At 54.2% G+C, this 21,465-nt stretch carries 11 protein-coding genes and 4 pseudogenes; 14 read left to right on the forward strand and 1 reads right to left on the reverse strand.

The window, feature by feature from the left end:
- Nucleotides 1–25 precede the first annotated feature (25 nt).
- From E8E68_RS23245 to E8E68_RS23255, 3 genes are all read left to right on the forward strand, one after another.
- Nucleotides 26–454, forward strand: coding sequence for a hypothetical protein (locus E8E68_RS23245; RefSeq protein ID WP_280345286.1), 429 nt, complete (start codon nucleotides 26–28; stop codon nucleotides 452–454).
- 454 nt (nucleotides 455–908) lie between these two features.
- Nucleotides 909–1,991 (forward strand): hypothetical protein, encoded by a 1,083-nt coding sequence (locus tag E8E68_RS23250; protein WP_280345289.1) that lies wholly within the window; start codon nucleotides 909–911, stop codon nucleotides 1,989–1,991.
- Nucleotides 1,992–2,389: 398 nt separating this feature from the next.
- Nucleotides 2,390–3,193 (forward strand): competence protein CoiA family protein, encoded by an 804-nt coding sequence (locus E8E68_RS23255; RefSeq protein WP_280345821.1) that lies wholly within the window; start codon nucleotides 2,390–2,392, stop codon nucleotides 3,191–3,193.
- A 1,130-nt stretch (nucleotides 3,194–4,323) separates the two neighbouring features.
- On the opposite strand, the gene E8E68_RS23260 is transcribed toward E8E68_RS23255, so the two are convergent.
- Complete coding sequence (locus tag E8E68_RS23260) at nucleotides 4,324–5,127, reverse strand: hypothetical protein (protein ID WP_280345292.1); 804 nt, start codon at nucleotides 5,125–5,127, stop codon at nucleotides 4,324–4,326.
- A 1,163-nt stretch (nucleotides 5,128–6,290) separates the two neighbouring features.
- Here E8E68_RS23260 and E8E68_RS23265 point away from each other — a divergent pair.
- The 11 genes and pseudogenes from E8E68_RS23265 (at nucleotide 6,291) to E8E68_RS23315 (ending at nucleotide 21,404) form a co-directional block, all read left to right on the forward strand.
- Entirely contained in the window at nucleotides 6,291–7,574 is a 1,284-nt protein-coding gene (locus E8E68_RS23265) for a hypothetical protein (RefSeq protein ID WP_280345296.1), read from the forward strand.
- Nucleotides 7,575–8,258: 684 nt separating this feature from the next.
- A pseudogene (locus E8E68_RS23270) lies at nucleotides 8,259–9,414 on the forward strand (Fic family protein).
- Nucleotides 9,415–10,220: 806 nt separating this feature from the next.
- Nucleotides 10,221–10,760: pseudogene (locus E8E68_RS23275) on the forward strand (helix-turn-helix domain-containing protein); the annotation flags it as partial.
- Nucleotides 10,737–11,607 (forward strand): annotated as a pseudogene (locus tag E8E68_RS23280) (integrase). The pseudogenes E8E68_RS23275 and E8E68_RS23280, both read left to right, overlap by 24 nt.
- Nucleotides 11,604–11,870, forward strand: a pseudogene (locus E8E68_RS23285) (hypothetical protein); the annotation flags it as partial. The pseudogenes E8E68_RS23280 and E8E68_RS23285, both read left to right, overlap by 4 nt.
- A 251-nt stretch (nucleotides 11,871–12,121) precedes the next feature.
- Nucleotides 12,122–14,413 (forward strand): hypothetical protein, encoded by a 2,292-nt coding sequence (locus tag E8E68_RS23290; RefSeq protein ID WP_280345299.1) that lies wholly within the window; start codon nucleotides 12,122–12,124, stop codon nucleotides 14,411–14,413.
- A 626-nt stretch (nucleotides 14,414–15,039) separates the two neighbouring features.
- Entirely contained in the window at nucleotides 15,040–16,668 is a 1,629-nt protein-coding gene (locus E8E68_RS23295; RefSeq protein WP_280345302.1) for a carbamoyltransferase C-terminal domain-containing protein, read from the forward strand.
- A gap of 102 nt (nucleotides 16,669–16,770) precedes the next feature.
- Complete coding sequence (locus E8E68_RS23300) at nucleotides 16,771–17,604, forward strand: glycosyltransferase (RefSeq protein WP_280345305.1); 834 nt, start codon at nucleotides 16,771–16,773, stop codon at nucleotides 17,602–17,604.
- 24 nt (nucleotides 17,605–17,628) lie between these two features.
- Nucleotides 17,629–19,743, forward strand: coding sequence for a family 16 glycosylhydrolase (locus tag E8E68_RS23305; protein WP_280345308.1), 2,115 nt, complete (start codon nucleotides 17,629–17,631; stop codon nucleotides 19,741–19,743).
- A gap of 533 nt (nucleotides 19,744–20,276) precedes the next feature.
- The gene (locus E8E68_RS23310) at nucleotides 20,277–20,660 is read left to right on the forward strand and encodes a hypothetical protein (RefSeq protein ID WP_081273280.1); all 384 of its coding nucleotides are present in this window, start codon (nucleotides 20,277–20,279) and stop codon (nucleotides 20,658–20,660) included.
- 516 nt (nucleotides 20,661–21,176) lie between these two features.
- Nucleotides 21,177–21,404: a hypothetical protein gene (locus E8E68_RS23315; protein WP_003247523.1), complete on the forward strand. Its 228-nt coding sequence runs from the start codon at nucleotides 21,177–21,179 to the stop codon at nucleotides 21,402–21,404.
- Nucleotides 21,405–21,465: the final 61 nt, after the last annotated feature.

The raw sequence follows: 21,465 nt of genomic DNA on the forward strand, positions 1-21,465 counted from the left end.
AATAACCAGTCAAGGACGCTGAAAAATGAGTTCGGATGAAAGGAGTGTTCAGCTTCACCAAAGCGCGAGCACCGAAGCTGCAAACTTCGATCGGTTTGTTCTGGGCGCGTCGATGGCGGCTTGCGCGTACCTCGCTCAGACGATGCCTTTTGGGCCTATAGGTCTCAACGTGCCCACGATGTACCTGGTCACGCTATTCGTAATGGCACTGAGCGCCGTTTTCGGGTTTCTCCGCATTGAGGCTACGATTACCACAACAAATGCAAACTCGGCCTATTTGCACCGGATCGAGATGGGGATGCTAAACGATCTCACCTCAAGGATGCTTGCGAGAGGACCTTCTGATCGTTGGGCCGCACGCACGAAAACGATGTACCGGATGCGTAACATCACGATGCTAATTTCATTTTTCTGCTACGTCGCTACGAAGGTGTATGCGAGCTATCCCGCTTGAGCTTGGTCCGCGGCCACGTAAGCATTCCAGAATGTATAGCGGCCCAGTTCGCACCGGTGGTTCGCATACCGGTTCGCAGCGCCTTACGCGAGGCTTCTGCAAACCTAGCCTATCTGCCTGTTGAGATCGCCAGGCGGTGGTTCCACGAAAAAGGGTGGGTTAGCACGCAAAACACAGCGCTGATAGTTTTTCGTCGGGGTTTTGGTTGGCTTGATGCCCGGGCACTGCACATTTTGCCGAACAGTAATCTACAATGCCGCCCGCCTTACACGAGACAGATGCGCTGAGGAAGCGCGCTGGTCAACAGAGCGAGCCGTTTTTGTGGGAGTGTCGCCTGTCGAAGAGCTCAAGCGGTAAGGTGCTCAAGGCTTAAGAAACATCTGGGCTTGACCCAATCTAGCCTGAAGCAGCCACCGGATTATCGATCAATACCTGACAACGCAAAGGACTGACAATGAAGCCTCTAGTAATCTCAAATGACAGCGAAGCACTGGATCTGCTTGAAAGAATTCTAGGCGGAGAAGCGAAGCTGCCTGAGGTCGAATTCAAGAATTGGCCGAGATTTGAGATGAAAGTTGAGGGGGATATCTATAAGTCTACGATCACCCCGGACTTGATGAAAGGGTTTTTAGAGCTCCAGACAGCAATTAATAAATCCTACGCTCTCGCAAGATACTCCGCGTCTAGTCGAAACTTAAAAGACGCAGACAGAGCAGAGCTTCAGCTCGTTTTGCAAGTAAAAGATGGCAGCTCCGAATTCTTTGCTAAACTCATCGAGCAGATTGATAAAATTGGTGACGCTTTCATGCAAATGGAATCCAAGGATAAAGTAAAAACGATACTAATTATCGGCTTATTCGTGCTTGGAGGAATTTCCTATAACGCCTACCTCGACAATAAGGTGGAGCTACGCAGGCTAGACGTTCAAGCTATTACCCATGAAGCAGATCGCAATGAACGCCTAGAAACGTTGCGCCTTGTTGCTAAACAAAACTCTCCTGAATCCGAAAGAGCGAATGAAGTTTACTCCAAGGCAGTTGAGCAGTATCCCGAAGTGAAGTCTATGGAAGGGTACGTTGCGCAGGCTTACGATAAGCTTTTATCAGGAACTAAGGATGCTGACTCCGTTAAGATCCAAGGCAGACAGCTGCCCGGTGCCGTAGTTAGTGAAATCAGTAGCAGTAAGCGTCAAGCCTCAATAGGAGACGTTGTAACAGGGGTTTATAAAATTCTAGGTGTGGATCATAGTGTCGACGCTCACTATAAGTTTAAACTGCGTGATGTGCTCCGCGGTGAAGAATTCTCTGCGACGCTTCCAAAAGACGGTGCTATGGTCACGGATCAAATACTTGATGTGCTGCAAGATGCAGAGTGGAATAACAAGGTTGTATTGATGAAGATTTTGACAAAGAATAATCACGGCAAAATCATAAGTGCACAGATTGAGAAGGTAACAGAAATCACAGATCAAGAAATATATAGCAGTTCGTCTAGGTCGGAGACGCCGGATGGCGCTTCAAAAGTAGCGAAGAAATGATTTCTAGCCCGGACTTAGACGGGCTTTTTATTTGAATGTAATATAAAACCGTCGACTCTTTACTGCTGTTTGGGTGTTTACAGGGTGACGTCGGCGCATATCTAGGTCTCACACTTTCACCGCCATTTCACCTTGACCAATTTTTGACGGAATGTCAGACAGGCATGAGACGGGACCAGCATGGCCTGGGCGTTTAAGGCCATACGCCAGGCCATGCCGGTAAACCAGGCGGATGGCACTGTCTCGCACTTCATGCTGTGGGCGGTGAGCGTTGGGGCGGGGTAAAAACGATGTAACTACTCAATCCGTGCCGTACTTGGCATGCGCTATCCTCCAGGCCTAATGTGAGAGGAAATCGCATGGCTTCAATGGACGTAGCAATAGTTGACGGACAGCGAATGCCTCCGGCTCCTGGGCTGAAGGGAGTTTGTGAGAGGTGCGGGGCGCCAGCTCAGGCGAAGTGCGGGTCGATCGTTCGCTGGCACTGGGCGCATGCTGGCAGGCGGCATTGCGACCCTTGGATGGAAAATGAGGGGCCATGGCACAAGGCCTGGAAGGAGCTATTTCCCTTCGAATGGCGTGAAAACGTTCGCACTGACGAAGCCACCGGGGAAAGGCATGTGGCTGATATCAGGCGGCCTGATGATCTTGTGATTGAGCTCCAGAACTCACCAATGCCGCTCGACGAGATGCGAAGTCGAGAGCAGTTCTATGGCGAGAGGATGATCTGGGTCGTCAATGGTGAGAGTTTCCGCAATCACATCAACATCGGCGTTGCTCTGCCTGCCCCCGAGCATCCCCTGCTTGAGGAATATCAGTTGGCTATGCCGATCCTTGGGGCTCAAGCAGCTTCGTGGCTTGGGTACTTTCGTCGGGCGGATTTGGATGCCCGATCGTCCACGCGCGACCTCATGGAGCTCTTCCACGGCAAGGAGTTTGAGGCCCTTGAGGAATCGCACCGTGGCCACCATGCCTGGTCCTGGAAAAGGCCGCGTGAGGTTTGGCTACATGCCCGGAGAACCGTGTTTTTTGATTTCGGCGGGAGAGGGTGTCTTTGGGCACTGGTTAATTACAAAGGGCACACCGGGAAGGCGATTTATCCCGTCGTTCGCGAGCGGTTCATGCAAGCTGCTTTATCCGGAGCACAGCTCGACTTTGATCAACCCCCTAGCATTGCTGTTCCAATAGTGCCGCAGATTTAGCTTTACCCAGCCTTTACCGAATATGAGACAGGCATGAGACGGAACCAGCATGGCCTGTGCGCCCGAGGCCTTTGTTCAGGCGGTGATCGTAAAACTGGGGGATGGCGCCGTCTCACATTGTCGGTGGTGCTGGGCACTTGTTTGACCACGCTTTGACGGCGTACGGACCAGACAGATGGCAGTGGCTCTTTTGGCCGGGCGTCTGAGGCCTTCCCGGTGCTGGAGGCCGTCAAAGTTGGGGCTCTGTCCGTGTCAAAACCTTTGACTGGCCTAAGACGGATTTTGGACAGCTCTGGACGGATCGGCGCAGGTGTTGGGTGTTGGTGTTGGCGCTTTGGGGCGTGGCACCCGAGTTGCCGATCTTGCCGTGGCCTGCTCCGGCCACATGGTCGTCCAGAATCGCCAGAAGAAACTAGACCAGCACTAGACGGTGGTCGACCAGCATCGCCCGCCGCCCTGATGCGCTCGACGGGCTTGGCCTGGGCCTATGCCTGATGGGCTGGCGCGGGCAACCCGAATTCTGGACAGGCTCTGGACGGATCGGCGCCAGCATCAGCAGGCAGAATCTCGCGAAGTCAGCGGCACGCCTGATGCGTGGGCAACTCGAACACGACCGGATAGCTCGGCCCGTCCAGAATGACCCGCATCCTTGACAGAGCCCTGACGGAAATTCTTGACCAGTCTTGACGGATTGAGCCGCTGGCGCTTGGGCATGATCGACTGTAGACCTTGCTGTACAAGGGATGGCGCTGTATCTGGCGGACCTGTGGGAGCGAAGGTCGTCAAGAATTTCCGGTCGTGCTCGTCAAGGGAATCCGGAAGTCACGGACCTGACAAAAACCAGCCATGCCGGGCCTGTTGAGATACCACTTTCGTTGAGCAGCTATACAGGCATGAGTGCCGATCAGGTGATGGCGGAAGCTCTGGAGTTGCTGCGTGGTGACCCGGACTGTGTTCAGTTGCGGTTGGACTTCGAGGCGAGTGGACGCAGCAACGTGAGACGCATCAGTTAGCACAAGAGCCAGAACAGAGTGGTGTGAAGTTGTGGTTGGTAGCCTTTTGAGCCTGTAAAAGGCAAGGCGATAGCAACAGTAGGGCCAAGATTGTATTGGTCCTACTGTGTGATCGTTTCAGATAAGTCTGTCGCGCCGGTAGGCGCCCGAGACTTCGGAGAGGAGGGTGTCTAGCTCGGCACTGGTCGCAAACCTAGCTTCAAACTCCCCGGCTTCGCCAGCGAAGATGTACTCTGCACATTGGCAATCCTCCTCACCCTCGTCGCAGTTGATGCAAGTGGGGTTGCAAGCGTTGATCAGGGCATCGATTGGATCGTCATCGTCCAAGTCAGAGTAAGCCGCGTGGGCGATGTCTTCCATTCCCCCGCGGGCGAACTCTGCCACTTCCTCCTCGTCTTCAAAGTGCCAGGCGCATAGCGCCTGCAGAACCGGAAGAAGCACAACGCGGACGTAGTCAAACCGAAATCCGTCCAGAAGACACAGTATTCTCCCTTCGTCCTCGACCAAGCACTCGAAGCTGACCTGGCCGTACTTCTGGATCAGGTCTTGGTAGCGCGTGGGCTCGATGCGGATGTGCTTCATGGCGTTGTTGACCGCGTCGACCAGTGCCATCTTGCCGCCCTGAATACGAGCGCCAGTAACTGCGAACTCAGTGTCAAATGACTGAACTAGCGGTCCTCTGGGCGTGCACAGACCAATCTTTTTGCGGATGGCGATGATGTAGTCGACCGCATGAGCGGCGCAAAGATTGGCCCCGATTACCTGATGAAGCTTCAGAGTGCGAACTTCAGAGCTGGTGCGTAGCTCTTCCTGTACCGGAATGAGGAATGTGTCCAGGTACTTGAGGTAATCGGCGCAGGCGCTCCTGCAGCCCTCTGAAATAGCCAGATCTGGGCTGTCCGATTCGGTGCTCTTGGTCATTGGTGGCCTACGCAGGGGCGTGGAAATTGGTGGACCGGGATTATACATCCGGGAACCAGGGCCGCCGCCACGGCTAAGGGATGGTGGATATCACCACACCCTTGCAGCGAAGGTGCCTCCAAGGCAGAAATGCCCTCAGTTCTGAGGGCATTGCCTGGGGCTGGCCAGCCTCGGCGAAACTACCAATATCGATCGGCTCGACGAGCGCCAGCGTGTGGAAAACGACACGCTGTGTAGAAATCGACACGGTGGACTGGTTCTCGACGCAGTACATGACCGGGCAAGTACGGTCGCCGCCGTCCGCGAGAACCAAGCAGGCCTAGCAGCCCAGGCCAGGCTGGGCCTGCCCGCCCACGAAGGTGCCCGGTTACCGCAGGTCTGACATGAAAGCGCAGGAGCAACGAAAATGTGCAGGTGACGCAGGTCCAGCAGGTGGCCGTTCGGCCTGCGGTGAACTACCCGGGTACTGGGTAGTTATCAGATAATCCGGTGCCACCATACCGAGGGCCGCACCACGTCCAATATCGACTGCGACTACCTACCCGACCCAGAACCTATCACCTCCCCGCCTGAGCTGGCGCTGCTGATCGTCAGGAAGGCCGCCGCCATGGCCGAAGAATTCGAGGGCAAGGCGCATGATCAGACGACCATGGACGCCAGCAGGGCTCTGCGCGATGGAATGGAGCCGCGAAGGATCATCAGGCAGATAGGGCTGTAGATCCCGGCAAACTTTCCGGCATCTGCTTGAGCAAGGGGTTGCTGCATCGCAACGTCTGGTGCGCCCCGCCGTTCGGGTTAATCAGGCCCGGCTATACACGACCCCCCTGGCATCGCCGTAGTCGCTGGTGCGGATCAGCGGCTACGCTGTCGATTTCTTACGGCTTGCTTGGTCCTAGAACTGAATGCTTGATGGGCTTTGAACCTATCGAGACAAGGCCTTGAGCACCGGGATCAAAGCCCATATGTCCGGAAACAGAGCGTTTTTGCTGTTACATGCCTGCCTCTGCCAAGGCGAGGAAATTGAGGCTGAACAGCGCCCACTGAACAGTGGTTCAGACTTGTTTGACTTGCAGCATGGGAACGGTCGACGTGGCATGCATCGTGGAGGTTGGCTAAGGTCATGTTTCTGATGTGTGATGCAAAATGCCACCAGGAAGGAAGTCATGACTGCTGAAATTGCGATAATGAGCCGCACCGCTGTGGTTTTGGCTGCTGATAGCGCCACCACCGTGACGTCTTGGAAGGATGGGGAGCAGGAACGTCGGTACTTCAAAGGCGCGAACAAGCTATTTGAACTGAGCAGGGTAGCCCCAGTGGGCCTCATGATCTATGGCTCTGCGGATCTTCATGGAGTTCCCTGGGAGCTTCCTATTAAGGCATTTCGTGAGCAGCTAGGTCAGGATCAGTACGACAAGCTAGAGACTTATCCTGAGCGCTTCTTCGATTTTGTTGAGCGAGAGGAGAAGCTATTTTCCGATGCGGCACGCGGCTCTGCATTGTTTGATGTCGTTGCGGCCGCGACCTATCGGCTTCAGCTTCGCATTGCCCAGCAGGCGGGGGTGGCTACCATTGAGGACCTAGCTGGCAAGAGTGACCAGGAAATCGAAAGCGCCCTGGCGTTGTGCGAAGTGGAGATCGACGCAATAGAACTCAATCCTCTGCTGAGAGAAGCAGATATCGCTCATGCACATGCGACTACGTCACCGGAGCTTGAAGCGATCGCTGCTACATCGTTCTACATCTTCATGCAGTCCGGCACTAGGGCATACCTGATCCCCAGGTTCCTTGAGGCATTGGCCAAGCTTGCGGTGAAAGAGTTCATCATGTACGCCGACAAGACAGGGGTGGTCGTAGCTGGATACGGGAAGGAGGAGTTTTTCCCTGTCTTGGAGAGCTACGATTGCTATGGGTTCTTGGGTGACAGGTTGATACTGCATCGCAATGCCCCCAGTGTAATGGATGCTAGCTCTCCAGCCGTGATCCAGCCGTTTGCGACTACGTATATGATCAACACTTTTCGTATGGGTATTTCACCCGACGTCCTCTACACAGTCGACGGGTCGACCTCGTTAGCTTTTGACGAACTGGCAGCTAAGCTCCAAGCTGAGATAGGGGCTGAGGCGAGCGTACCTAAGGAGAGGATCAAGGAGATCATTGAGGAGGTGAATGCGGGTCATTCTGACAGGTGGCACACGCAGATCCGAAATCAACATATCTTTCCGCTGTCCTCCGTTGTACATTCGCTGCCCTTACCAGAGATGGCGGCGCTGGCCCGGAGCCTTATCGAGCTGGAGTCGCTGAAGGAGCGAGTCACGCGACCCTCGGAATCTGTGTCAGGGCCAATAGACGTCGCGGTGATAAGCAAGCACGATGGGTTCATCTGGATTGATCGTAAGCACTACTTCCGTCCAGAATTGAATCACCGTTTCTTCACCCGTTCAGAATGATGGAGCGCTGAAATGACCACACCCTTTGCAAGCCTTCAGCTCACTGCCCCCCGTTCATCGGTGCGTGACGCGTTTAACTCGACGAACCAGCGTGTGCAGCCGGTCCGGCCTAACAGCGGTGGAGACGTTTACGAGCAAATGGTGAAGAAGCTCAGCGACAAGCCAAGCGTGAGGGAAATCGTTCTTTCGTACTCTCACAGCTGATTGCTGAGTGTCTTCCGTAACCCCCGCTTTTGCGGGGGTTTTGCTTTGTGGGCGTGCATCAGCTGCGAAGCCTCGTATCGGCGTCGGCGTCGGCGTCGGCGTCGGCGACTGCCGGCCCGGTAGATTTGTTTTTAGGTATACATATAGGTATATGAAGGCGCACGGCGGATGGTCGGTGCCCTGAATTCATTGGTTTAGAATGTCCTGGTTCGACTCCTGTCTCCGCACCAGAATCAGTTGGCCTATGGCGATTTATCGCTACCTGGCACCAATAGAAGCCCGCCTTGTGCGGGCTTTTTTGTTCCCGTTTTTTCCCCACGGATCTGCGTGTTTTTGACTTAACGGTTCGCAGTTTTCCACTTAGGGTTGGACGTATTTTTAGATAATGGTTAGCTGTCGATCAGGTTTTGGCCAGTGTTTACGGGGTGAGAACCGAAATTTTTCTAGATAATGGATTTCCCGGTTAGAGATAATTTTGAGATGCCCCAGTTTTCTCACCACGACCTGCAAGCTACTGACCCCGTCCTTTGACTCGCCGCTGGTTGACGTTCTGGCCGTGCTCGAGTTTCTGCGCAGGCTGAGGCTGGAAGGGGACACTCCACCTCAGGTGTTCTTTCAGCTGAAGGCGCTGTTCCACACGCTGGAGAGCTTGGGCTCTGCTCGAATCGAGGGCAACCACACCACACTGACCGACTACATCGACAGCAAGGTCGAAGGGAAGGCCGAGAGCACCGATCAGTTACTGGAAATTGCCAACATCGAAAAGGCGATGGATTACATCGAAGAGGTGATCAAGCCTGGTGCAGACCTGACAGAGCATACGATTCGAGAACTGCACGCCATGACCGTACTGGGGTTACGGCGTGAAGGCGATAAAACGCCAGGCGCCTACCGGGAAGGGGCGGTCAGGATCGCACAGGCGGAGCATGTGCCTCCAAAAGGTGTGCTGGTGCCGCAGTACATGCAGGAGTTGGTCAGTTTCATCAATCGCGACGATTCCCCTAAATACGCGCTGATGTAGGTCGCCCTGGCGCACCACCGTTTCGGTTGGATTCATCCATTCGGCAATGGCAATGGGCGGGTGGTAAGGCTGCTGACCTACGCGCTGTTGATGAAGTACGGCTTCAACGTGAACACGGGTGGTCGGGTACTCAACCCCACAGCAGTGTTCTGCAATGACCGGGACAAGTACTACACCATGCTAGGGCTTGCCGATACTGGCACCACAGCAGGGCTGGAGGCATGGTGTACCTATGTGTTGCAGGGCATCCGCGACGAATTGGAGAAGGTGGACAAGCTCACCGACTATGGCTACGTCACGAAGTGCATTCTGTTGCCGGCGGTGAGTTTTGCACGCAGTCGGGAGTGGATTACCGAGACCGAGGAACAGATTCTGGTCAGTGTCATAAAGATGAAGGTCGTGAAATCGAGTGACATTGCTCAGGCACTCCCCGCGCTCACGGCTAACCAACGGACTTATCAAATCAAGAACCTGGTAGAGCAAGGCATGCTTCTGCCAATCAACCCAGGTTCGAGGCAATACACCATTGGCTTCTCCAACAATTACCTGGTGCGTGGGGTCATCAAGGCACTGAGGGAGCAGGGGTTCATTCCAGAGCCACTCGACAGGCCGTGAATAATTGCAAGATAGGCACTAATTAAGCTTGAATTCGTCTCCTTTCGTGAACGTTAAAGCCCGAATGTAAGCGCGATGCTCGAATATTCCACGCCCTGTGTGGGAGCGGCCTTGTGTCGCGAAAGGGCCGCAAGGCGGCCCCGGCAATTCTTGCGCCACCGCTGAACTGTGCCCTGCAACACAGTTCCCTCTCCCACGAAACCCTTTCAAGATACTTCGGAGCAGCTTTTCAAAGCATGCGCAGCCGGGCAGTCGAACAGGTATCGCTACCCGGAACTTTACCCCGTACCTATGTAAGCCAACTGGCTTGCTCAACTTCTAAGAGCTAGCGCGATCCCTGTGTGCGGGCAAGCCCGCGAAGGGCTGCAAAGCAGCCCCAATCAAGCCGGAAAACGTTAACTGACTGGCATTAGGGCTTGCCCGCGAACACGGGTGAAGCCCGTGCCATGCACCGAGATACTGACCCGCCGTACGCACGTATAAAAAACAGTGCCAATGCAATTTTCGTCAGCGACCCTGTGGTACGAGCCCTGAAAGCCCCCGGCAATGATTTTTGGTGTACTCCCCAAGCCGGTAGCTCGCACGTTCACTATCCATGTGATGGACGCCTATTCCAGTACACCGCTTTCGTGCGCCAGACGTTCCCTCTTTACTTAGCGGTCCTGCAGCAACCTATCCGCTTGGCCGAATCTTGCACCAACCTGCGCCCGTCTCTTTACCCAGTGTATAAACGGGAGACATGGGTGACAGCTGTGCCAGGACATGGTGGACACTTATCGGTAGCAATGACTGCCGGAGCCACAGCCATGCCCTGGGATGAGAAAGACATCATGACGTTACGTGAGGAGTTCGTTGTCCTGGCGCGGCAGGAAGGTGCTAACCGGCGGGAGCTATGTCGCCGGTTCAAGATCAGTCCTCAGACCGCCTACAAATGGCTTGCCCGCTTTGAAGCCAGCGGTTCGGAAGGCCTCAAGGACTTGTCTCGCCGTCCGAAGACGAGCCCCAAGCAATCGTCGGCGCTAATCGAGAAGCAGGTCGTAGAACTTCGTACAGAGCATCCGGCTTGGGGCGGGAGGAAGATCAGCAAGCGCATGCAGGTCCTAGGCGGTCCAGCAATCGCGCCGAGTACGGTGACCTCAATCTTGCATAGGCATCAGCTCATCCCGGCCGAAGCCTCCGATGCAGGAAAAGCGTGGTGTCGCTTTGTTCACGATGCCCCCAACGATCTATGGCAGATGGATTTCAAGGGTTACTTCTCGACCTCTCAGGGGCAGTGCCATCCCTTGACCGTGCTGGACGACCATTCGCGGTTCAATTTAGCGATCCAGGCATGTGCAAATGAGCGGTGGCAGGCATTCGTGAAGTGGTGCCGCTCCAAACATGGGCCCGGTATCAATGATGCGCGGCAGATTGATCGGAAGGTATTGGCGGACTATGCGGCGTATCTGCGCGACGTGGTTAGGCGCGGTGACCTCGCCATCAGCACCGCACAAATCGGCTTTCCAGCGTTAACAGGACCATGGCGGCGCTTCGCGGTGATCAGTCCGTGAAGTTGCCAAGTCCGAGCAAGGCGTTGGGTATGCAGCGTACCGGGGTTCGACATGTTGTGCCGCAGGGCCAAGACCGCGAACAGGTTAAACAGATCGTCGATGTGCTTTGCCGCAATCATCAGCTGCGGGCCGCTGCGATTGTTCTGTAGGCACGGGCCACCGGCATGCGCTTGCGTGAGGCCATTTTGGCTGACCTGCCACGGCTAAGCCGTGAAGCTAACGATCTAGGTAGGATTAACATTCAGGATGGCACCAAGGGCGGCCGCGCCGGTGCCTCGGCACCGCGTTGGATGCGGTGGACGGCCATGTTCGAGATGCACTTGAGTTTGCACGCCAGATTTCGCCTGCGGGTAGCCGCAACCCGATTGCGCCACACGAAAGGTACCTGAATGTTCTGCAAGAAATCATTCGCCCTGCGCGAGACATCCTGCATGCACACAACCTCAAAGGATTCCATGAGCTACGAGCGGCATACGCCTGTGAGCGCTATGAGCAAATCACCCAACACCGTGCGCCTATCCACGGCGGCCAATGTTGCCAGGTAGATAGGAACCTTGATCGTGAAGCACGGAAGCAGATCAGCTGTGAGCTAGGGCACGGTCGGGTCGATGTGGTTGCTGCCTACGTAGGAGGTCGCAGATGAGTAATGTATTTGATATGGAGCTGTTCTTGGCTGCGGTGCTGAAGGGGTCGTACGCAACGCGACAGCGTCATTTACGGCAAGCAAAGCTCATTCATGCTGAGATAGCTGAACGTTGGCAGCTAGAAACACCTTGGGCCTGGCGTAGAAAACATGTGGCTTGGTTTCTTGAACATCGCCTGCCGAGGCGATGCAAGGCAACTCGTTATTACTACCTGCTGACCGTACAGCTGCTAGTTTGTCGTCTAGAAAAAGCATGGGTCTTCAAGTGCCAAACGAATGTCTTCGGTGAGTGGGGCTTCGCAAAAGTCGTGTTACGGTCTCAAGGAATACATTTGTATTCCTTTCGGAATTAACCTTGTGGTGACGAACTGCGTGCCCAGAATCTGGATGCGGGAGTCAAGCATCTAACATCTCAGGGGCTGCTTTGACTGTGGGGGCTGGTGAGACGCGCTTGAGTAGACGGCGTGGTGGCCAGAAGCTATCGTAGGCCCTCTATAAAGCTAAGGAAGACTTGATGGGCATTGCCTTGTTTCGAGAGGGATTGAAGGTGGAGATAGACCACGACCGTCCGTTGCTCGCATACGCATATCTGGCACAGACTGGATCCCAAGACGACATCCTGAGTGGCCTGGTTCCAATCGTCTCGCCTATCGCTCAGGCCAACGCCGGCAAGGCATTTGATGCCCAAGAGTTGTGCAAGAAGCTCAAGGAGCTTTACGGGATTGAGATCCATCCTTGGGTAACGGATGAACTGGTTCCGAATCTGGTGAGCGCTGGCGTGCTAATCCCTTCCGAGCTAAACGGAAGCGTGGTCAAGCACTATTACGCTCCTGCAGAGCGCTTCGAAAGCATCAGTCCAATCGAGGATGAGGTAAAAACTCTAGTCGATCAGTTCTCCGCCTACTGCAGTCCGTTGATTCCTCAGGAAGAGGCGATTGACCCGGCACTCGTTGAAAGTGTTTTTTTAAATCAGCTTGTTTCCCTGGATTTTCACGCTCAGCTGCTTAAGCCTGGTGTTAAGCCAAAGGAGGAGCCACCTGCAGGTCGTATCCTCCGCTTGAACCGAACAAGGGCCGCAGATGCTGCAGTTCCAGATCCAGTTGATACTGCTAAGCAAGATCGGCTTAAGCTGCTTTGTGCATCATTTATCTTGAAGCTCAAGGATGAGGGGAGTCAGCTCTTCCCTGTGCTTGTCAGGATCGCCAGCGGCGCCATTGCTGCAGAATATATCCTGAATTTACGTGAGCCAAATACGACCTCTAGCTTGAAAGGTATGAAATTTTACCTTGACGGGCCTTTGGTGATGTCGTATCTGGATGTCAGTGATCCGCTTGCATGCGACTATGCCACCTTGTTGATTGAAGGGCTGGCTAGTAAAGGGGCAATCCTGTGCATTTTCCAGCATCATGTGGAAGAAATTCGCGCAAACTTGAAGGCGGCTCTCGCACGCTCTGAACAAGGCGATGGGCATCGTGCTACTTATCGGCGGCTCAGAGATCGAAACTTCAGGACATATGTTCAGTCTCTCATTGGGAATTTGGACTCGTCGATTCGCGGAAAGAAGATAGCGATCATACGTACTCCCGAGAATGCCGAACGTTACTTCTCTGCTGATGAGGAAAACAATTTAGTATCGGCATTGGGGAATTACAACGTCTATGCACGGGCGCGTGATGCTGCAGCGGTTGCAGCCATTGTTAGGCTTAGACAAAGGCTTACTTCCAATCGCAGTGACTTCCACCAAGCACAGCATGTTTTTGTAACTGAAAACGCTCAGGTTGCACGTCGTTCTGCACGATTCCTCCTTCAGGAGAGGATCTATCGAGCAGAGGATGTGCCAGCTGCGGTGACAGATCGTCACCTGGCGGGTCTGATGCTGGTACTGTTTGGGGCTCAAGGATCATTTGAGCTTGCTCACCATCGGCTGATCGCTAACTGCGCTTCTGCTCTGGAACCGAGTCAAGAGCTACTGACTAGCGTTACTGGCTTCTTGGAGAGCCTTGATTCCGTAAGAGCTGAACACTTCCGAGCCATCATGACTACACAGCGCTCAGCTCAGTACATGACACGATTCATGCTAGAGCAGCGGATGAGCCTCGATAATGTGGACGATGCATCGCGCGTCCTAGAGCATCTGGAGGATCAGTGGAGAACGGCCCTCAAGGAAGAGTCTGAAGCGGAAATCAAGAAGCTGCAGGAAGAGCATAAGGAGACATTGCGTCTTGCGGAGGAGGCTACGGCCCAGGCAGCACAAGATACGCAGCGTGTTGCAGAAGAGTTGGCTGCGCACCAGGAGAAAGCGGCGGAACAGCAGCGAGCGAGCAGCGCCCAGATTGATGCGCTTAATGCTGGACTTTTGAGTCTACAAAACCAGCAAAATGAAGCGCTTCGTCGAGACATTGAGACATCTCGGGCTCGTGTTCAGACTCTCCTTGAAAAGTATTCCAGCGAAAATAAGTCTAGGGTTAAGTCAGCGACAGTTTTACTCTTGATAACTGCCGTGATTTTTGCGGATGTCAGTGCCTATTTGGCTCTTGAACCCGACTCGTTCGCTAAGAAATCTTGGATTATAATCTTGGCCTCTTTGGCCGTATTGGCTAGCTCCGGGTTTATCGGAGACTACATTGCCAATAACAGCAAAATTAAATCTAGGCGAAGGTTTTTTGATCAGTTCCACTCTGATCTCTTTGTGCAGCGATTTTCTGAGCACTTAGAAGTCGATTACGAAAGCTCCAGCGTGAAAGTTAGGGAATTGCCTGACGCAATTGTTGAGCCGAATGCTGAGTTGTTGGCTAAGCGGAATTGAACTAGCTGACGCGGTGAAGTGCGCCATTGCCTATGCATTGGCGCAACGACACGGTGATCCCAATATTCACTGAACGCCTGGCCGTATTGGGCGTGCCCCGAGCAGGGGATTCAAAAGAGCAGTCAATCGACTCTGAGTCTGTAGTGGGTGTCTGTTTCGGGTCGATAGCGGACACTGGCGAACGGCCGCTTTCTGACAGTGGCAGTGGCAGGAATTGATGCAAACTTGTCCACTCTGTCGACTCGTGGATGTAGTGAAGTCGGCTTCTACCTATGTGTGAGCTGTCGATGCCTAGATGTCAAGACGCGCTGGCAAGCCCCCTCAGGTAAGCTTGGGCCGCGGTTGAGGACGCACCATGACTCTCTGGGACTGAACACCCAGCTTGCCGAGCGGGTTTCATTCAGCCTCTTCGGATCTATCCTATCTGACTAAAATCCAGCATCGCCATTCTGTGAGTCATTGGCATAGGTGAAATGCGATTCCACTGGCGATGTTAAGCGAGCCGGCTTAACAAAAATTGTGGTACGGTCCTACACTGCTACATCAATGGTGCGTGGAGCGCTCACCCCAGTTGAGGGGGCGCTACCATGCAAATGGGTGTTTATGGATGACGGGATTGCCAGCGCGTGAAAATTCTCTCGTATAACCCGGGCCACGATGGCGCCATCGCACTACTTCAAGATGGACGTTTGATTATGTCTATCGAAGCGGAAAAGGATTCAAACTATCGATATTCATCACTTGCTATCCCGGACATTTTAGATGCGATCGGTGAGCTAGAAGACATTCCAGATGTAATTTGTGCTGGTGGATGGTGGCCTCGTGATCATAATGAGTATCTATATGGCTCGAAAACGAATGTCGGATATCGTGGGGTATCCGATAACGATTTCATCATAAGCCAAAGACGTTTCCTAAAACGAGATGTGAAGTACTTTTCATCCTCGCACGAACGCGCGCACTTACTTTGTGCCTTTGGTATGTCGGCTTTCCCAAAAGGAACTCCGTGCTATGCATTAGTGTGGGAGGGCGGCCTCGGGGCTTTTTACGAAATTGATTCAGAACTGAACATCACGCTGGTTGCCGACGTTCTAGATCAGCCGGGAAATCGCTACGGTCTGCTCTATGGCTTGGCAGATCCGACTTTTCCAAAAACTGGAGCGTATCCCAGGCACTCAGATGCGGGGAAACTCATGGCGCTGGCATCATATTCGAATCGGAGCACCCCGTCCGCTGAAGAGAAGAAGTTAATTCATTTTCTATTAGGTGGCCCGTGCCAAGCACTCAGTTCTTATGAGGGCATTGAGAGTGCGCCTCACTTCAATGTGGGTCTGGAAGATCATGAGTTTAAAAATTTCGCGGGGATATATAGCGATGCGCTATTCGATATCTTCTATCGGTTCGCAAAAAATCATTTGAAGAAGAAGCTTCCACTGATTATTTCCGGTGGATGCGGGTTGAATTGCGACTGGAACACGAAATGGATGGAGACTGGTCTTTTTTCGGAGATATTCGTGCCTCCGGTCGCCAACGATTCCGGCGCCGCCATAGGCACGGCCGTCGATGCGCAGTTCCGCTTTACTGGCAATCCGAAGATCGAATGGGATGTCTATGCTGGATTGGCGTTCAGTGCTCTAGGCGCATTCAATGCTGAGAGATATGACATCCGAGATGTCGATTCCGTTGCAGTTGCCGATATGCTGGCGAGCGACCTCATCCTCGGATGGGTAAATGGCCGATACGAAATCGGCCCACGCGCACTTGGAAACAGGTCTATCTTGGCTGCCCCGTTTCGAGATGGCACTCGAATCCGACTGAACGAGATCAAGCAACGCGAACAGTTCCGTCCGATTGCTCCTGTATGCCTCCAGGATGATGCAGAGAGATGGTTCGGATGCGCACACGAGAGTCCACACATGCTTTTCACTCATCGTGCAACGACGAACGCCCTAGCAGCGGTCACGCATGTGAATGGGACGGCCCGTATCCAGACCGTCACCTCTAAAACCAACAAAAGACTTCATGATCTGCTTGTCGCGTTTAAAAATCGCACTGGGTATGGAGTGTTGTGTAACACGTCCCTGAATTTCAACGGAAAAGGCTTCATCAACAACATTGCTGATCTCGCTTCCTACAGCGTGGAACACGGATTGGACGGGTTCGTGGTTGAAGGGCGGGCGTATCTGCGAAAGGATTCCCAGCGATATCAAACATACAAGGCGGTCGCGGACTCTTCGGCTTTGGCGACCCGCTAACCGGGCAAAGCCTAGCGCTAGTTACGCCATGCGTCACTGCGGAAGGGGCATCAATCGGATGCCCCAATCCGATGTCTGACCCTTACTGAGTAAGCGAACAATATGGATTCATACCCACTGGGATTCGAGGAGGACGATCGTCTGCGATCCTCCTTTATCCGAAACCTCACGCTGCATCAGCTGGACCGCTCGGCAGCTTCGAGTGTTGCCGGATCGAGCCTGGCTTCGAGTATTCCGAAGACACTCGTACAATACTGGCACGATCCGCATGATGTGCCGGACGACGTTCAAGACTGTATAAACAGTTGGAGGAGGCTCAGTGCGGAGGGCTTTGCGTTCCGGATGTTTAACGACGTATCCGCTGTCGAGTACATTAATGAGTGGTATGGAGTTTCGGAGCAAGAGGCATTCGCGCGATGCCGGCATCCGGCAATGCGCTGCGACTATCTGCGGATGTGCGTCTTAGTTGCAGAAGGTGGACTGTATGTCGATGCAGATGATGTACTGCTTGGAGACAACTGGAAATACCTTTTCCATGACAGCGCACTTAAGGTACAGCCGCTTTGCTACGACATCCCATCTTGCGGCATGGTGCCAGCGTCAGAGATCTGGCGAAGTGATCTACCTACAGACGAACGCATATTTTATGTCAATAACGATCCAATAGCTGCGCCAGCCAATCACCCTGTTCTGAAGCGAGCACTGTCTCGCTCGACCGAAAAGCTTTTAGGCAAGGGGCGCTTTCCAGAGATACAAGAGACGACAGGTCCAGGAAATCTCACCGCATCGTTAGCTGCGCACGCACGTGATCTGCTGATTAGGGGGGGGGCCCCCGACTTTGAGTTGTTAAATGACTGGGAGGCCATTGCGGAAACACGTTGGGACCTTTCCTACCGCAATGACGCCCGCAACTGGCGCAACATGGACCCCCAATGAGGCTATCTGGAGAGGGAAGTTTCGATGAATCTTAGGGACGCCTCCGGCATATTGCGTGGGATAGCATTTCGTTTGCAACGTGCCATAGCGAGCATTTTCCCGGGAGGCAAAATCTCGGCCTTTGGTACGGGCGAAGGACTGATCAACTCGATTCTAATCGTCAACCTTGACCGGCAACCGCGTAGATGGCGGCGCGTGGTCCGAGAACTTCGGCGGTTCCGAACGGCCGACGATGTTTCCCTTGCCTCTATAGCTCGACGGTTCGCGGCAGTGGATGCTCGCGACGGCCGCGCCGTCGCCGCAACAGCCGATGTCGACTCGACATACCGCATCGGTGACCAACTTTACGTCCAGCCGGATGCAAGGCTTGAGGAGTGCTTTCACATCGACGAGCCGGTAAAAATGACGCGGCAGGAGATAGCTGTGGCGAGGTCGCACGTGGAGGTTTGGAAGACTATCGCATGCGGGGCAGACAAGTATGTGCTGGTGCTCGAGGACGACGTTTGGTTCAAGACAGGCGCAGCGGCAGCAATTTCCTGTGGCTGGCGTGCCGCCATTCAACGCTGTTTTGCTGAAGGAGGTCCGCGTTTGTTGTACCTGTCTTATGAGGATGCCGGGGGAACAGCAGAACGTGTTGACCTCTGCGATGCTCTTTTCCGACCGGTGCGGGGACTTTGGTTTCTCTCCGGCTACATTTTGTCGCGTGAAGGTGCGGCGGCACTGCTACGGGCAATGCCCGTAATTGGCCCAGTGGACATGTGGTTAAACTATCGCTTTGGTGAGCTCGGTGCACTCGCCCTCTCTTCGCCGGTTATATTACAGCGACAGGACAGCGGCTCGGACAACTCTTATTCCGTGCTTCCTTACCTAGCGCGAGCGGGGATTATTGATGCAGGCTCGGGCCCTATGGCACCTGAGCGGGCGGGGGCTGTGTCGGTATTGGCCTGGACTACCCGCGGCGAGCATGAAGCGCTCGCAATGGCTCTGTCGATGTTGGGGTTGCGAGTGCGGGTGTTCGATGGTGATGAAGAAGCTATTCGCCCGCAAGACTTGTGGGAGCTTTTCGAGATGTTCGATGCCCTCGTTGACGCCCCACTAACGCCGGAGGCGATGGAAGCTGCAACCGCAAGAACTGACGTAAGGTTTCTCGTGGAAGCGAAAACAGTGTTTCGGTCCGAGACACGGCTGGAGGCTCTACCGCCTTCGCGCACCGCAATACTGTCGTGTGGCGAGTCAGATAGTGGATTGTGGGAGCCGCTGTGCAGTCTTCTCAGCCTCACCGAGCCCGTGCAGTCGTTCCCTGTTGGAACGCCGCGGTGCCTGAGGATGTTTCGAGACGGCAGAGCAGATGGCGCGCACGGTATTGCTCCGTCGCATCCCCAGCAAATTTCTTTGCTAGATGAGTCACCTTGGGTCCTCCCGGCAAAATATGGGTGGCAGCCCAGAGTACCCTCGAGTCGCCCCATACCTCCTGTAGGGGAACTGCTCGTTTTCTCCGAAATGACTACACCGACTTCGTCTTTTCCCGCGCTTGTGGAGACTTTTCCGGGGAATTTGGTGTCGTTTTCGCAGGATGCTCTCGTTCATGATAAAGACGGTGCCCGTCTCATCATTAGCAAGGTTGCCACTGGAACCAGGCAGTACCGTTCGGGAGCCTTCGCTTCAAAACAACTGTTCGGCTATGGTCGCTTTGAGGCTCAGATAAAGGCCGCCAGCGGCTCCGGCCTTATTACTGGTTTTTTCCTTCACCGAGATGCACCAAGGCAAGAGATTGATGTAGAACTGGCAGGCGATGATCCTCGAAGCATGCTGGTCAACGTCTACTTCAACCCAGGTGACGATGGCGCAGCAATAAACTTCGGCTATAGGGGTTCGCCTTGTCGCATCGACCTCGGCTTCGATGCTACTTCGGACTTTCATGTTTACACGATTGACTGGCGGCCGGACCGTATCACGTGGTCAGTGGACGGCCACGTCGTGCATGAGCGTGTAGGGTGGGACCCTACTCCAATTCCACATCTTCCAATGCGATTACACGCAAACCTCTGGGCTCCTCGGTCCGAAGAACTCGCCGGACGGCTCGATCCGCATGCCCTGCCAGCGACAGCGATCTTCAAAAAGGTTTCGGTTTGGGCGTGACTCCAATCGTGGTTACATGGTGGTATGCGCAAAGTGTGGTCAAAACCCGCTCGCTGGAACGGCCTTAGGCTTGATTAATATCTCGATATCCCCGTGGGTCGCTTGAGGCTGGCTTTGGCTCATGGGGAGCAGAATGCATCAGCGCCTTCCATCATCCTGTCAGGGTTTTTCTCACGGCGTTTCGCAACCTAGAAACAGGCTGAGGATAATCTTAGAGATAAAGAGTTGTACCATGAAGAATAATACCTACTGAATTCAGCCGCTTTCGTGTTGATACGATTCCTGTCTCCGCACCAATTCAGCGTTCAGTGAGGGCGACCAAAATCTCTAGACCCCCTTAAACCCGCTTTCTCGTGGTTTGTTCATTACGGAATTCCGTTGAAATTCGGCAACTGCCAGCTATTTTTTGGGGGGGACGTCCGGCAGAAATTCGACGCGACTCCTGGCTCAAATACCTCACTCCAGTGCCGTTCTGTTGCAGCCGTGATAGTAAGCGTCTTAGTCTCGGCATCCCACATTGAGAATACACCGCCATGGAAAGCACCTTCGCCCAAGTCAAAGACCGGCTGCACAATCGTCGTTTCGCGGTTGCCAACAATACTCAGGGGCTGTCAGGTACTGGCACGGTTTTCCATTACCAGGTCGAAGGTATTGCTATCACCAGCACCTACCAGGGTGGCCGAATCCGTACCGGCCACCAGATAGGCCGGGTAACTGGCCTCGATACTATCGAACTGCTTTACCACTGCATCACTCATGACGGCGAAATTCTCGCCGGATGGTCACGTGGCCGGGTAGGGGTGGATGATGCAGGGCGCACCACACTCCATTTCGTATGGGGTTGGTTGTCGGGTGCACAGGGAGGTGGAGAGTCAAGCTACGTTGAAGTCGAAACCACGGCTGCTCTGGCAGGTTAGCGATTAATCCTTAGCTCATTGCTACAGGCGCAGAAGTCATTGGTTTTCAAAGGTTGTCATCCTATTCGGCGCGATTCATACGCCATTCGTGGACGTTTCCTACAAGTTATCCTATTGCCCGACCAACCAATGTGAGGCTAAATCTCTCCGTCACGGTAAATCCCGTGACCGGGCGTAGGAACCCGTTGGTAAACTTGGCGCACGCACTAGGCGCCCCTGCACCACAGCTGGCGCTTTTTTTGCGTCTGCCGTGCTATGTCATGGCGGCTGTGTGTGGGCAGGCTTCGGCCTGGCCGGGTTTCCAAGTTTCCCGGTATTCCTACCCCGCACACAGCTGCCACCCAATCCCGTAGGAAGGATCGTGGCAGCTCCAACTAAAACTTGGAGCCTCATGCATGCTTATCTCAAGTCCAAGCAGGACCCTCGCATCCGTTCTCCTCCGCCGTTCTTCAACGGCCCCCAGCTATTTCACCCTCAACAAGCCCCGCTTCGTCTCCACCCAACCGGAGGCCCGCCATGTCTGACCAAGAACGCCTCTCCACCATCCAAAGCTACGCCTGGACCCTCGAACTGCTGGGCGAAGCCCTGGTCCAGCACGACGAAATGCTCGAGTGCGAACACAACCCGCGGCTGAGTTTTCGCAACACGGCCGGTATCCATCAGGCGATCCGGATCATCAGCCGGTTGGCCAGTGAGCAGTGTGGGAAGGTAATGGAACGAAGCGAGCAGGATCTGGAACGTTAGGCCAGATCGTTGCTCTAGGGTTGGGCCAGATTGGGGCTGCTGCGCAGCCCCCGTTGACTCG

This window comes from Pseudomonas sp. BN607 (genome assembly GCF_029871175.1).
GTDB lineage: Bacteria > Pseudomonadota > Gammaproteobacteria > Pseudomonadales > Pseudomonadaceae > Aquipseudomonas.